11 protein-coding genes and 2 pseudogenes are annotated in these 13550 nt (G+C 35.0%); 10 read left to right on the top strand and 3 right to left on the bottom strand.

The genetic code is table 11. From position 1 onward, the window contains the following. Positions 1–144 precede the first annotated feature (144 nt). The 5 genes and pseudogenes from NBW39_RS06425 to trpS form a co-directional block, all read left to right on the top strand. Positions 145–1929 (top strand): annotated as a pseudogene (locus tag NBW39_RS06425) (peptidylprolyl isomerase); the annotation flags it as partial. A gap of 443 nt (positions 1930–2372) precedes the next feature. After that, positions 2373–2693, top strand: a complete 321-nt coding sequence (gene rpsP, locus NBW39_RS06420; protein WP_250294950.1) for a 30S ribosomal protein S16 — start codon at positions 2373–2375, stop codon at positions 2691–2693. Between the two features lie 10 nt (positions 2694–2703). After that, the gene (locus NBW39_RS06415; protein WP_250294949.1) at positions 2704–3690 is read left to right on the top strand and encodes a polyprenyl synthetase family protein; all 987 of its coding nucleotides are present in this window, start codon (positions 2704–2706) and stop codon (positions 3688–3690) included. Positions 3691–3751: 61 nt separating this feature from the next. Continuing rightward, positions 3752–4321: a nucleotide exchange factor GrpE gene (locus tag NBW39_RS06410; protein WP_250294948.1), complete on the top strand. Its 570-nt coding sequence runs from the start codon at positions 3752–3754 to the stop codon at positions 4319–4321. A gap of 17 nt (positions 4322–4338) precedes the next feature. Then, positions 4339–5331 carry a tryptophan--tRNA ligase gene (gene trpS / locus NBW39_RS06405; protein WP_250294947.1) on the top strand — a complete coding sequence of 331 codons (993 nt, stop codon included), beginning with the start codon at positions 4339–4341 and terminating at the stop codon, positions 5329–5331. Positions 5332–5456: 125 nt separating this feature from the next. On the opposite strand, the gene NBW39_RS06400 is transcribed toward trpS, so the two are convergent. Beyond that, complete coding sequence (locus NBW39_RS06400; protein ID WP_250294946.1) at positions 5457–5933, bottom strand: RDD family protein; 477 nt, start codon at positions 5931–5933, stop codon at positions 5457–5459. Positions 5934–5954: 21 nt separating this feature from the next. Then, positions 5955–6452 (bottom strand): RDD family protein, encoded by a 498-nt coding sequence (locus NBW39_RS06395; RefSeq protein WP_250294945.1) that lies wholly within the window; start codon positions 6450–6452, stop codon positions 5955–5957. Between the two features lie 145 nt (positions 6453–6597). Between NBW39_RS06395 and icd the strand changes: the two genes are divergently transcribed. Continuing rightward, positions 6598–8025, top strand: coding sequence for an isocitrate dehydrogenase (gene icd, locus NBW39_RS06390; protein WP_250294944.1), 1428 nt, complete (start codon positions 6598–6600; stop codon positions 8023–8025). Between the two features lie 83 nt (positions 8026–8108). Next, a pseudogene (locus NBW39_RS06385) lies at positions 8109–8348 on the top strand (DnaJ domain-containing protein); the annotation flags it as partial. Between the two features lie 7 nt (positions 8349–8355). On the opposite strand, the gene NBW39_RS06380 reads toward NBW39_RS06385, so the two are convergent. Continuing rightward, positions 8356–9182, bottom strand: a protein-coding gene (locus tag NBW39_RS06380; RefSeq protein ID WP_250294694.1) for an IS5 family transposase whose coding sequence is annotated in 2 segments (ribosomal slippage) — positions 8356–8795 and positions 8795–9182 — 828 coding nt in all. Because the reading frame shifts where the segments join, the coding sequence is not laid out codon by codon here. Positions 9183–9353: 171 nt separating this feature from the next. Between NBW39_RS06380 and NBW39_RS06375 the strand changes: the two genes are divergently transcribed. The 3 genes from NBW39_RS06375 (at position 9354) to miaB (ending at position 13334) form a co-directional block, all read left to right on the top strand. Next, positions 9354–10352, top strand: a complete 999-nt coding sequence (locus NBW39_RS06375; protein ID WP_250294942.1) for a molecular chaperone DnaJ — start codon at positions 9354–9356, stop codon at positions 10350–10352. A 37-nt stretch (positions 10353–10389) separates the two neighbouring features. Continuing rightward, a complete protein-coding gene (nth, locus tag NBW39_RS06370; RefSeq protein ID WP_250294941.1) occupies positions 10390–11028 on the top strand; it encodes an endonuclease III in 639 nt (212 codons plus the stop codon). A gap of 989 nt (positions 11029–12017) precedes the next feature. Then, positions 12018–13334 carry a tRNA (N6-isopentenyl adenosine(37)-C2)-methylthiotransferase MiaB gene (gene miaB / locus NBW39_RS06365; protein WP_250294940.1) on the top strand — a complete coding sequence of 439 codons (1317 nt, stop codon included), beginning with the start codon at positions 12018–12020 and terminating at the stop codon, positions 13332–13334. Positions 13335–13550: the final 216 nt, after the last annotated feature.

The following is a 13550-nucleotide window of genomic DNA, read 5'->3' as shown; positions in this document are numbered from 1 at the left end:
TATAACTCAGTTAAACATATGTTTCTATTTAAGAAGAGGGTCAAATTTTAAGTTAATATATTATATATATTAGCTAATAAAGCAACAGGTTTACAAGAATTAAATTATCACTATTCTATAATTAACCATTAATTAACTGAGTTTAAAATGAATGTTAAAAATTTTTTCACTAAAGTAACCGTTGTCCTTTTAGCTTGCTTGTTAATCTTCATGGGAATTGGCAATCTTTTATCAGGTGATGATGAAAAAGAAGAGGTAGCTAGGGTTGGAAAAGAAGTTATAACGTCAGATGAGTATAAATCGCTATATCAAAATCATGGAAAGCAAATCTCTGGATCTGATGCGAGTAGAGAATATGATTTGCTTAAGACACTTATAGAGCAAAAACTATTGTTTAACCTAATTAGTGAGCTGGGGTTGACAGTTGGAGAAGAGTCTATAAAAAACCATATTAAAAATACCAAATACTTTCAAAATGATAAAGGCGAATTTGACAAAAATAAATTCCATGAAACGCTAAATGACCTGCATATGACAGAGAAAGAGTATATAGCAAAGCTAGAGAAAGTTCTGCCTGCAATGATGTTCATGACTTCGTTATTTAAAGATAATTATCCGGTAACTTTTGGAGAGAGAGTTGATGAGCAGATATACAAAAGTCGCTACCAAACTAGAGTGATTGATATTGTTAAAATAACTGAAGATGCAGTTACAAACATTCCTGAACCAGATGATCAAGCCTTACTTGATTTGTACGAAAGAAATAAATCCCATTTTTATTATCCTGAGTATCGAACTGCGCAATACATTTCCCTAGGCCAAAAGTATTTTGAAGATCAAATCAAGATCTCAGATGAAGAAGTTGATGGTATAATAGAACAACAGGAACTTAAAGATCAAAAAGATATATTCAATGTAATATTTTCTACCAAAGAAGAAGCTGAGACAGCAAGAAGAGTATTTGAGGAGGGTAAAACAAGCTTTGAACAGATAGTAGAAGAGTTTGGCAAAGCAAAACTTGAGGAAACTAGAGTAAATAATATAACTAAGGATTTTTTACCAGAAGACGTGAGGGAAAAGGTATTTGCTCTCAAAGTAGGTGAAGTAAGTGAAGTTTTAGCAAGCAGTTTTGGTTGGCACATAATAAAAGTGGAAAGTGCGCATCAAATCTCCGATGAAGACTTAGTTGATTTAAAAAAAGATATAAAGTCAGTTTTAACTAACCAAAAGTCTTTTGAAAGAGTCAATGATTTCATAAACCAAGTAAACTATAAGATATACAATGGTTCAGCAATTGAAGAAATATTGAGTGAATATAATTTATCTATACAAACTATTGGTCCAGTAGATGCGAGTGGAAAAGATCAACTCGGTAATAACGTAGGAGATTCTGGTGATTTGATTTCTTTCATTTTTTCGCGAGAAAAGGACCAGAAAGGTTATTTTAAGGGCGTTGGAGACGCTGTTGTTAGTGTAAAAATCGTCGATATCATTCCACCTAAATTACAAAGTTTTGAAGAAGGTAGGGCATCAGCAGTAGAGCTTTGGCGTAGTGAGTTTATAAAAGAAAGAATGTTTAAAATTGGGCAAGAGGTTGAAGTTCAACTAAGAGAAAAAACAGATTTGGAAGAAATTCAAGGTGTGGAATTAGTTAAAGGTCAGCAGATGCACCGCAATGAACAAAACTACCCCTTTTCTTTTGTAGAAGAGATTTTCAATATGAAAACAACTGGTTTAGTGACAGACCCTATTCAATATAATAATGAAATTATAATAGGTGTTCTAAAAGAAATGCATTCATCAAATGGAAAATTAAACACGCTTGACACCGGAAAACGTGTGATGATGTCGCTAAAAGAGCAATTAATTAGCTATCTGGAATCAAAGTATAAAGTCGAAGTTAATCACGCTATACTTGATGATATATAGCCAGATAAGATTTATCAGAACCTGTTTTACCTCAAACGCATCCAGTGTTTCGAACTGGGACCCAGAAACTTACTAAGTGGTTGCATGATGCAAACTAGATTCCAGCGCCCGGTGCACAACTGTACGAACATTGCGATTTGAGAGCAATCTTCACTAGGAAGAATGTCATCCCAGTGCCCAGACACTGGGATCCAGGAATTTTATTAAGTTGGTAAGCATAAAAGTAGCCGTTTTATGTTAAAATACAACGTTTTAATGATTATGAAAAGGCTGGATTTCAGTGTCAGCTACTTGCATGACACCCATTTGTTCCTATAGTTGTCTTTTCTCGTCTACCTTATTTTACCACTTTGCTGAACAAATACTGCAAAAGTTGTATAATTCATTTGACTTAAAACGGCTCATTGTATAAAATTGTGACTAATATATGAATAAAGGTTAACATGGCAGTTAAAATAAGGTTGGCGAGGTTTGGCGCAAAGAAACGCCCTTTTTATAGGATAGTTGTAGCTGATTCACGAGCACCAAGAGATGGGCGTTTTATTGAGAAAATAGGACAATATGATCCAATGTTACCAAAAGACAATAAAAATCGTGTTGTGGTGAAAGCTGATAGATTAAAACATTGGCTAAGCGTAGGCGCGCAAGCAACTGAAAGAGTACTGTGGTTTATCAAAAAAGGCATAGTAACTTTAGAAACAGAACCAAAGAAAACAGAAAAAAAGAAAGCAGAGAACGAGAAAGCACAAGCGCAAGAGGCATAAGTCTCTTAAAATGCTAAATACTGATTTAACAAACAGCGATAAATTAGATGATGTCGTATCTTCTGATTTATCAGCTATGAATGACTTTATCTTCAAAAATGTCAATGATGAAGATGCTAAGCTTGCTACTGATATTATATCTCATCTTGTTAGTTCAGGTGGAAAAAAAATAAGGCCTAAACTAGTTTTTATTATATGTAAAATGCTAAACTATTCTGGAGAGAATAGGATCAACGTTGCTGCATCGGTAGAGTTTATACACAATGCTACTTTACTTCATGATGATGTGCTCGATGAAAGTGAGACACGCCATGGAGTTAAAACAGCGAATAAAATTTGGGGAAATAAATCAAGTATTTTAGTTGGTGATCTATTGTTGACACTAGCATTTAGATGGCTTATAGAGTGTGGAAATTTAAATATTCTCTCTATTTTATCTAAAGCATCGTATTTACTTGTGAAGGGTGAAATAAAGCAGATGACAACACGTTTTGACTCCCACACAATCAGGGAAAATTATTTTGATATAATTGGAGAAAAGACGGCATCTTTATTTTCTGCATGCTGTGAAGCTGCATCTACAGTATCTGGTGCAACAAATGACGAAACAGAGAGGCTAAAGAATTTTGGTTTTAATTTTGGTATGGCATTTCAAATAGTTGATGATATGCTCGATTATACTGCTAGTCAAGGCACTTCTGGAAAGCAAGTCGGAAAAGACTTTTTCGAAGGTAAAGTCACCTTACCTGCCATTATAGCATATGAAAAGGGCAGTCCAGCAGAGCAAAAATTCTGGGAAAAATGCTTTTCTTCAGCTAGACACAATTTTGACCAAGCATTACACTATATTAATCGCCATAATGCCATTCAGCTTTCTATGGAAAAAGCTAGGCACTACATTAATATGGCGCTAAATGATATTAGTACTTTTTCTGATTCTTTTTATAAAACTACTTTAATTGACTTTTTAAATGCGAGCATAGAAAGACAAATGTAGCTAGCGCTTGATATTTTCGAATTAATTGCTATATATTTATTAGATTCTTAAGGATAATTATATGTCAGACAGCAGTAAGGAGAAAAAGAAAAAGTTTGCTGATATGGTAAATAGGCAAAAAGGTGACGACCAACAAAGTGATAACCATAAGCAAACAGATGATTTAAATGAAGATCTCAATACATTAAAAGAACGTGCAGCCCAGCTTGAAGATCATTTACGCCGCGCTGTTGCAGATAATGAAAACGTCAAACGTATAATGCAAAAGCAAATTAGCGATGCAAGTGACTACGCAGTCACAAAATTTGCACGTGATATGATCGACTCATGCGACAATTTAAAAAAAGTAATGGAAATTTTGAAAGACGGTGATCCTGTTCATGAAGGAATCAAAGTAGCTTATCAAAAAATTATAAATGATCTAAAAAAACATGAAATAGAGGAAGTAGACCCACTTGGTGAGCTTTTTGATAGTAATTTACACCAAGCTGTTGTGGAAAGAGAAGACAATGAAAAAGAGCCTGGCACCATTGTAGAGGTACTACAAACTGGTTATACTATCAAAAATAGGTTGCTCCGTCCTGCAATGGTTATTATTTCTAAGAAATCTGCTGATTGTGGAAGCGATTAGCATGAGGTAAATGTATAATGACAAGTATTGTCTTTTCAGGTATCCAGCCAAGTGGCGTACTACATTTAGGTAATTATCTTGGTGCAATCAAACAGTGGATAGGCTTACAGGATAAATACAAATCTCTTTTTTGTATTGTCGACCTACATGCAATCACAGCAAATAAGCTTCCCGCAAGTGAATTGAAAAGTAATATTTTCAAAACAGCAGCAGCTTATATTGCATGTGGAATAGATCCAGAAAAGTCCATTATTTTTAATCAGTCCACAGTTAGTGGTCATGCAGAACTGGGCTGGCTGCTTGGGTGCTATACACCAATTGGTTGGCTTAATCGTATGACTCAATTTAAAGATAAAGCTGGTAGCGATAAACAAAAATCCTCTCTTGGGTTATATAGTTATCCAGTACTTATGGCTGCAGATATATTGCTGTATCAAACTAAATACGTTCCTGTTGGTGATGATCAAAAACAGCATTTAGAGCTTGCACGTGATATTGCATCAGCTTTTAACAATCATTATAAGCTGGATCATTTCATCGTACCTGAAATCTTAACTTTGGATTGCACATCAAGGATAATGAGCTTAAGAGATGGTACAAGCAAGATGAGTAAATCTGACCCTTCAGAACATTCGTGCGTTAACCTTGATGATACGGATGATTTAATTGTCAAAAAAATAGAAAAAGCAAAAACAGATTCAATTCTAGGCTTTGCTACTTTAGAGTGCCGACCAGAGATAAGAAATTTGATAAACATTTATTCAGTGCTTAGTAATGTAAATGTGGAAAAAGTGTGTGAAGAAGTGAACAAATATGATATGAAACACTTCAAAAAGGAGTTAGCTGATTTAATTATTGGTGTTATATCACCCATACGTGAGGGGATGAATGATCTTTTAAAAGACCAATTCCATTTACATGAAATATTAAAAAAAGGCACAGAGAAAGCAGCAGAAATTGCAAACTATAATATAAAAGAAATCAAGAATATTATTGGATTTGCTCAATAAATTAAGGGATTTTGTTCACTGTTGCAGATAGTAATTTGAGTATTTTGAGTCTCTTTAGCATAACATAACGTAAGAGTCACGTTACTTATATGACACCTTTGATGACAGACAACTAAAGAAAAATATCAACTAGGTTTATAGTCTATTACTACCGTGTTTGCAATTTTGTCGTGAAAAGCTTGTTTATGTTCATCACCTACTGCACATACTAAAACTAAGATTAGTATAGCTAAAAGTAAAATAGGATTATGAAGTGATATATAGTAGATTATGAAAAGAGCTATGGTCCTTTTTATTGCTTGCACTGGAGTGATTGGCTCAAGTGTATCTTTGTCTTTTACACGCATGCTAAATAACAAGTGTCCTGGAGTGCCGCCAAATTTTACTAGCATGAATATATGAAATATACATGGTATCATTAAAAATAAAGAAAATACAATAGTGGTGATTACAATTATTGCACCCATGATCCCCTGTATTGCGTGTGTAAGTGAGAAACCCACCGCTATTAAACCAAATGGTATTGCGATAAATAAAATACAATCAACTATAAACGCTAGAACACGTCTTGTCATTGTTGAGTAATTTACTTTTTTATCCATGTACTACCATAAAGAAAAATATTAACTAGGTTTATAATCTATCACTACCGTGTTTGCAACTTTGTCATAAAAAGTCTGCTTGCGTTGGTCGAATATCGCAAGTATTAAAACCAAAATTGGTAAAATTACAAACCACCGAGAAACATAATCAATCAGCAAAAGAGAAATAATTGAGAAAACTGTCTCAGAAATACACCTTATTGCTGCTTGCATAAGAGTAGTATTTTTAAATGTGTCTGCATCTTTGATATACATACCACACAACAGTTGTCCTGGCGTACCTCCCAGTCTTGTTATCATTAATATTTCTAATACTGTACACAGCACTGATGTAAAGATTGTATAAGGAGATGTTAACTGTTCAATTTCGTCAAGAAAATTATTAACCTCATTATTGCCCAACAATGCAATGTATAAGATGAATGAAGGAAAGAAAAATATTATTTGGTCAAGTATTGCTGTTACAGTACGCCTTGTAAACCCTACATAATTTATTTTAACATTTATTTCAGTATTCATAACCCCACCTATATTTCATAATATCATCATATAATATAAAAGCACGTTGTTAAATAACCGTAAATATACTAATTTTGGTAATACTAGCTGCTTGTGCCATTCTATTATTTGAATTAACATTAAATTATTTGTAGTTAGGAAAGTTATGTCAACACCAATCACAGTTGCGTATGGTGATGGTATCGGACCAGAAATTATGGAAGCGGTGCTGTCAATATTGCGCGAAGCGGAAGCGAAAATCTCAATAGATATTATTGAAATAGGGGAGCTTATTTATAACAAGGAATGGTCTCACGGAATTTCTCCAAGTGGTTGGGAATCTATCGAAAGGACAAAGATATTACTCAAATCTCCAACAACAACTCCTCAAGGCAAAGGACACAAAAGCTTAAATGTTGCACTGAGAAAAAATCTAGGGTTGTATGCAAATATCAGACCATGTATTTCATATCATCCTATCATAGAAAATAAATTCGATAAGTTTGACATTGTGATAATACGCGAAAATGAAGAGGATGTTTACACAGGAATAGAGCACAGGCTTACTGGTGATGCTTACCAATGCACTAAAATTATTACTAGATCTGGCTCAGAGAAAATATGCAGATACGCTTTTGAATACGCAGAAAGACACAATAGAAAGAAAGTAACTTGTCTTACTAAAGATAACATAATGAAAATGACTGACGGAACTTTCCATGCAGCGTTTGATCTTATTGCAAAGGAATACCAGGACATAAGAGCAGAACATTATATAGTTGATATTGGAATGGCACGTGTTGCAACAGAACCGGAGAATTTTGATGTTATAGTAACTGAGAACTTATATGGCGACATATTATCAGATATAGTGGCACAAACCTCTGGATCTGTGGGACTCGCTGGAAGTAGCAATATAGGTAATGAATACGCAATGTTTGAAGCAGTGCACGGTTCTGCTCATGATATTGCAGGAAAAAATATAGCTAATCCTTCTGGTCTTTTAAATGCTGCAGTGCATATGCTAATTTACATAGGTCAAGTGGGTACTGCAAAACTAGTTTATGATGCGTGGCTGAAGACTTTGGAGGATGGGATACACACCGCCGATTTGTATAAGGAAGAGAAGAGCAAACAAAAAGTTGGTACAAAAGAATTTGCAGAAGCTGTTATAGAGAATCTAGGAAAGAAGCCTGCAATATTATCTGAGTTTACAGTCGGTGGCAGTACAAATAGCAAAATAAGTGAAATACAAAATAGCTACGAACAGGACTATAAAGTTAAAAAGCTAGTGGGTAGTGATATAACCCTCGCTTGGGACAAATCCAGCAATTTTGATCAAATAGTAGGATTATTTGAATCGAGTAATCTGCAAATGATAGCAATATACTCAAAAGGACTGGCAATTTGGCCAGGAAGTTCAAAATCTTCAAGTGACCAAATAACCTGTAGGTTTATCGCAAATAGTGAAAAGCAAGCTATTACAAATAGTGATGTAAATAACTTGCTAATCAAACTTGAAGAAAACAGCTTTGACGTGGTGAGAATGGACAAATTGTATTTGTATGATGGGAAAGAGGGGTTTTTCTCTTAATGATTGTTTGATATTCTAATCCTTGCATAAAGCATTTTAATATGTTATACTAAAAGTGTGATGTATTTATGTGAGGTGTAGTAATGAATAAACATTTTAAGTTAACTGGTCAGGAGTTTTGTGATAATAATGATCTGTTTAACGTACTAGAGATAAAAGCTGAACAAATTGTAGGTAAGGATTATCAAGCTCTTAGCAAGTTTCTGAAAAAACAATATAATAAATTGATACTTGTAAATCATCCTGACAAAGGTGGAGATAAAAATAGGTTCGATCAAATTTATAAAGCTTATCAAGAGCTAAAAAAATACATTAGACCTCTTTCAAAATTCACATCATCAACTCTAGATTGTAAATTCCAGCTATCAAATTGAATCTCAATCCAAAACGTTTTCGCCGATTGCGATATTTATCTGCAATAATTTTAAATCTTTTAAGCAAACCGATTACATTCTCAACCACAACTCTTTTGCTTGCAAGCTCTTGATTTTCTTGCTTTTGTTTCTTAGTCAATGGGTGCTTTTTCGTTTTTCTATGTGGCAATTCAACATTTGCGTGAATTTTTTGTAGACCTCTGTAACCGCTATCTGCTAGGACTTTGATACTTGGTAGTATGTGCACTTTTGACTCCTTAAAAAGCCGAAAATCATGTTTCCTACCATTTGAAAAAGACGTGCAAATGATCTTTTTGCTTTCTTTTTCCGAAATAATCTGTGTTTTTATACTGTGCTTTTTCTTTTTTCCTGAATAAAATCTTTTTTGCTTTTTTTGGGTCTTTCCACAGGAGTTTCTGTTGCATCTATCACTAAAACCTCATATTCTATATCACTTTTTAGAACCTCTTTTCGCCCTGGCAATGCAAAATCCGGATGTTTTACCAATGTATTTTCAATCCACTTTATGATTTTATAGGTCGTACTTTCGCTCATACCATAACTTCGACCAATGTGGAAATATGTCCGATATTCACGAAGATATTCCAATGCCATAAGTAGCCTGTCTTCTATACAGAGCTTGCTTTTACGCCCACTTTTTGCTTTTTTCCTTCTATCTTCTTCATCTAAAATTTCTACCATCCTGTTGAAAGTTGCCTTCTTTACTCCTGTCAGACGACGAAACTTCTCTTCATCTAACTCCTTAGTTTCTTCATATCTCATACTTTTAAATGTATGATTTTATACTAATTTTTTGCTCTTTTCCAATTTTGAAAGAAGTCTATTGAACCTTTAGAGTCAGGAAATCCTTGTGTTGAAATCAATGTTGATGCTGAAAGTGATGGGCGTTTAACAGAAAGGGAGTTTCATTATAGGAAAAAGTTATTTGAAAATTTGAATATCATTGAAGAAGAAGTTAAAGGAAAGAATTTTGTTGAGCTTTACTCTATACTTAGAAAAAAAAGCAGCTCACTAGAGGAAGACTTGAAACACAAAAATAAATTAATTGATGATATAAATTATTGGACAAGATATGGCTCACTTTGCGATGATAAAGTCAAAGAGCTGAGAAATGAGCTTGACGAACACTTGCTTAAACCTAACATACAATTATTGAGTTATATCGCCCCTTTAACAAAGAATGGAAGTCTAATAAGGGAAGACAAACAAGCGCTAGTGCAACAGTTTATAAAGCGTAGAGACGATTTGCTATCTAATCTTTTTAAGACCAAGGCATATACTTTACTTTTTTTAGCCTTTGCTGAAGCAACTTATTGCTATATTTTCTTACCTACTTGGTTAATTGCCAGTAATACCTTGATGTGTTTATGCTTGCCACTAGTAGCATTAAATCTTATTATGACAAAGATTTTATCTGCTTTAACACAACATTACGAAAAAAAATACAAAAACTCTGAAATTTCTACTGATCAATACATAAGTAGAATGAATTATATTAACTTATGCTGTAAGCTTTTTGTTTTTTACCCTTTGCCTGTCTTTTTTACTTCTTTAATGATAGAGGGTTTTATCTCTGGCAGTTTTTATGTTGATGTGACAATATTTGGTACTTTGTCATTGTTAGCACTGCTAGCTACTGAGATATTTAGTCCTACATTTTCAAAAGGCTGTGAAATATACACTGAAAAACACATGAAAGATTTACTTGAGGAAGATCCAAGGGATAGAGTGCAAAAGGAAACTGATCTGTTAGGACGGTATGATCCACGAAGGCTATTAATGCCGATAATTATGCCTCTTGTTAGAAAGTGTTTTGCAGAGGTGGCAAGCGAATTTGCTGAGAGGAATTTCGATGAAGTGGACACTAATGTGTCTAATGTTAACGTTAAACAGCCATCTGGAACTCAACAAGCAAATTCTCTTGCACAATAAGGAGTTGGCAGTATAGTATAAGCTTTTAGCTCTATGGATGGACTCAAAAAAAGTAGAATTGATATTTGAAAAGTTTCAACAATCAAATCCTGCGCCAAAAATAGAGCTAAATTACACCAATCATTTTACGTTACTGATTGCGATAGTTTTATCAGCACGGACAACTGATGTAAGCGTTAACAAAATTACAAGAGAACTATTTGACATTGCTGATACGCCAGAAAAGATGCTGAGTTTTGGGCAAAATGAGCTGAGAAAATGCATAAGCAGTATTGGTTTATATAACTCCAAAGCAAAAAACATAATCGGGCTCAGCAAAATATTGATTGAGCGGTACAATAGCAAAGTGCCTACTGATTTCGATGATTTGGTATCTTTACCAGGGGTTGGGAGAAAGAGCGCTAATGTGTTCTTAAATTCAGGACTTGGTATTCCAACATTGGCAGTTGATACTCATGTTTTTAGAGTAAGCAATAGACTTGGACTTGTGAAAGAAAAAGATGTGTTTAAAACAGAGCAATCTCTTTTAAATGTGGTTTCCAAAAAATACCTGCTTTATGCTCATCATTGGCTAGTTTTGCATGGTAGATATGTTTGCAAAGCACAGAAACCTTCGTGTGAAACGTGCATAATTCATGATTTGTGTGAGTTTGAATGCAAAAGGTATAAAGTCTAGTATTTCTTCTTTTGTCATCCAGGTAGCCCGCAGAAACGAAAAAATTACTTGACAAACTCCGCCAACCCCCTTATCATGAAAGTGAAGCTATATTATTTAACTTCCCAATCTGTGCAGATTAAAATGACAAGAAGACTTGTATTTGGCGTACTATTGTTTAATTTTTGCACTATGTGCATACTATGTCTTTATAAAAATTTTGGGTTTTTACCCACATAAGCTGAAACGCGCTTATAAAGCGTTCAAGACATCACCCAACGTCAAATTTTAAAATAAAGAGTGGAATAACTAGCTACTCCGGGGATTCTTTGTCTTTTTTTTCTGCTGGTAAATTTCTTAAACATTTATAGCTTAAGTTAGTTGCGTTTAAAAGCAGCTAAATTGCAGTGTTTAAGACTTAAAGAACGCCAATACTGAAAATAGACGATGACCAGGGCTTCTTTTGCCTTTTTTTTTATTTGGTAAATTTTTTAATATTTATAGCAACATGAACTGGGCAGGAAGGTAGCGCGTGACGCTGGAATCCAGGAATTTTATTAAGTATAAAAGTTATGTTAAAATGCACCATTTATGGAAAACTAGATCCCAGACTGGGATGACAAGAAGAGGGCACTGCCGTCTTGCCAGTGTTGGCTACTTGGATGACAGGGGAAGTTGGATGACACCCTGACAACCGTCATCCCGCTACGTGTTAGCGGGATCTATGCTTTGAGATACTGCGGCGGTATGACGGTTAAGTAGGGTGTCACTCCAGTGCTTGACATTGGAATCCGGTTTTTCGTATAATTTTATCTATGTGAACTTTGCAGCAAAAATGATGTTATGCAAGTAGCTGATACTGGAGTCCTAGTTTTCATTATATAACCGACTACCAGTGTCAGCTACTCGGATGACACCCATTTTAGTAGCTTAAATAACAATGCTTGTGCACCGCCACTGCAATGATAAATATGTACTAATTTACGAGAAGCGTGAATAAATCTCTAAATATGAAAGGCCTATATATTAAAACTTACGGCTGTCAGATGAACGTTTATGACTCCGTTTTAATGGAAAATATAATTAAACCTTTGGGGTTCAACGTTGTTAGTGATGCAGGGAAAGCCGATTTAGTGATACTGAATACTTGTCACATTAGAGAGAAGGCAGCAGAAAAACTTTACTCAGAGCTTGGGAAGATTCATTCGTTACGAAAAGAAATGACTATAGTGGTGGCTGGGTGTGTAGCGCAAGCAGAGGGAGAAGAAGTGTTCAGAAGGGCTCCTTTTGTTGATATTGTTGTTGGTCCGCAGAGTATCGCTACCTTACCGGAGCTGATAGTCAAAGCAAGCAGAAGTAAAGGTCATGTAATAAACACTGATTTTCCTGAAGTTGCAAAGTTTGATAAATTGCCAGATGAATGCTATGGCAATAGCCAGGGGTCTTCTGCGTTTCTTGCCATACAAGAGGGTTGTGATAAATTTTGTACGTTTTGTGTAGTGCCCTATACTCGTGGAGCTGAGTATTCACGGCCAGTGAATGAAATATTTCGTGAAGCATTGAAATTAGTTGCAAATGGGGCAAATGAGATCAATTTGCTTGGTCAGAACGTCAATGCTTACCATGGGGAGTGCGAAGGGGAAGTGTGGGATTTAGGAAAATTAATTAGTCATATTGCTAAAATTGAAAAGCTAGAGAGGATTCGTTATACAACTTCTCATCCAAGAGATATGCATGAATCTCTCTACTTGGCACATGCGGAAGAGCCAAAACTCATGCCGTTTGTTCACCTGCCTGTGCAGTCAGGTTCGAATAAAATATTGCGCGCGATGAATAGGAAGCACACTGCAGAGGAGTATTTGGAAATAATAGACAGATTTCGCAAATTGAAACCTGAAATCGAATTTTCTTCTGATTTTATCGTTGGTTTTCCTGGAGAAACCGAAAAAGACTTTGAAGAAACTATGAAATTAGTAGAAAAAGTAAAATACGCTCAGGCTTATAGTTTTAAATACAGCCCAAGACCAGGCACACCAGGAGCAGAAAGAAAAGATCAAGTACCAGAAGAGGTTAAAACAGAGCGCCTTCTTCGTTTGCAGAAGTTAATTAGTAAGCAACAACTTGAGTTTAACCAGAGTATGGTAGGCAAAACTATACCTGTTCTATTTAGCGATAAAAAAGGTAAACACCAAAACCAAATTATTGGTAAAAGCCCATATATGCAATCAGTGTGCATTGATGATCCTGACGGTAAATACAGAGACAAAATAGTAAACGTGAAAGTGTTGGAAGCTCGGCAGAATAGTTTGTTGGGGTGTGGGCTTTAAAAATAGACTTGTTGGGCATCTATCACAACTGTACGAACATTGTAATATGGTACAATGTTACAACGATGTCATTCCAGTGCTTGACACTGGAATCCAGAAAAGTTTGCTTGTGAGCAAGCAAACCAGCATGGAAAGTAGCTGATCTTATACTAAATGAATGTTTTTGATGAGGTTGCATAGAAGCTGGATCACAGTGCCTTGACTACTTGGATTCAG

Origin of the sequence: Wolbachia endosymbiont of Oedothorax gibbosus, from assembly GCF_936270435.1 — a bacterium.
Classification (GTDB): domain Bacteria; phylum Pseudomonadota; class Alphaproteobacteria; order Rickettsiales; family Anaplasmataceae; genus Wolbachia.
Note: the sequence above shows the minus strand (reverse complement) of the source record. Positions and strands in the feature narration are given on the sequence as shown.

Excerpts from the sequence above, each read along its gene's own strand:
- rpsP (WP_250294950.1), top strand. The coding sequence starts at position 2,373 with ATGGCAGTTAAAATAAGGTTGGCGAGGTTTGGCGCAAAGAAACGCCCT.
- NBW39_RS06415 (WP_250294949.1), top strand. The coding sequence starts at position 2,704 with ATGCTAAATACTGATTTAACAAACAGCGATAAATTAGATGATGTCGTA.
- NBW39_RS06410 (WP_250294948.1), top strand. The coding sequence starts at position 3,752 with ATGTCAGACAGCAGTAAGGAGAAAAAGAAAAAGTTTGCTGATATGGTA.
- trpS (WP_250294947.1), top strand. The coding sequence starts at position 4,339 with ATGACAAGTATTGTCTTTTCAGGTATCCAGCCAAGTGGCGTACTACAT.
- NBW39_RS06400 (WP_250294946.1), bottom strand. The coding sequence starts at position 5,933 with ATGGATAAAAAAGTAAATTACTCAACAATGACAAGACGTGTTCTAGCG.
- NBW39_RS06395 (WP_250294945.1), bottom strand. The coding sequence starts at position 6,452 with ATGAATACTGAAATAAATGTTAAAATAAATTATGTAGGGTTTACAAGG.
- icd (WP_250294944.1), top strand. The coding sequence starts at position 6,598 with ATGTCAACACCAATCACAGTTGCGTATGGTGATGGTATCGGACCAGAA.
- nth (WP_250294941.1), top strand. The coding sequence starts at position 10,390 with ATGGACTCAAAAAAAGTAGAATTGATATTTGAAAAGTTTCAACAATCA.
- miaB (WP_250294940.1), top strand. The coding sequence starts at position 12,018 with ATGAAAGGCCTATATATTAAAACTTACGGCTGTCAGATGAACGTTTAT.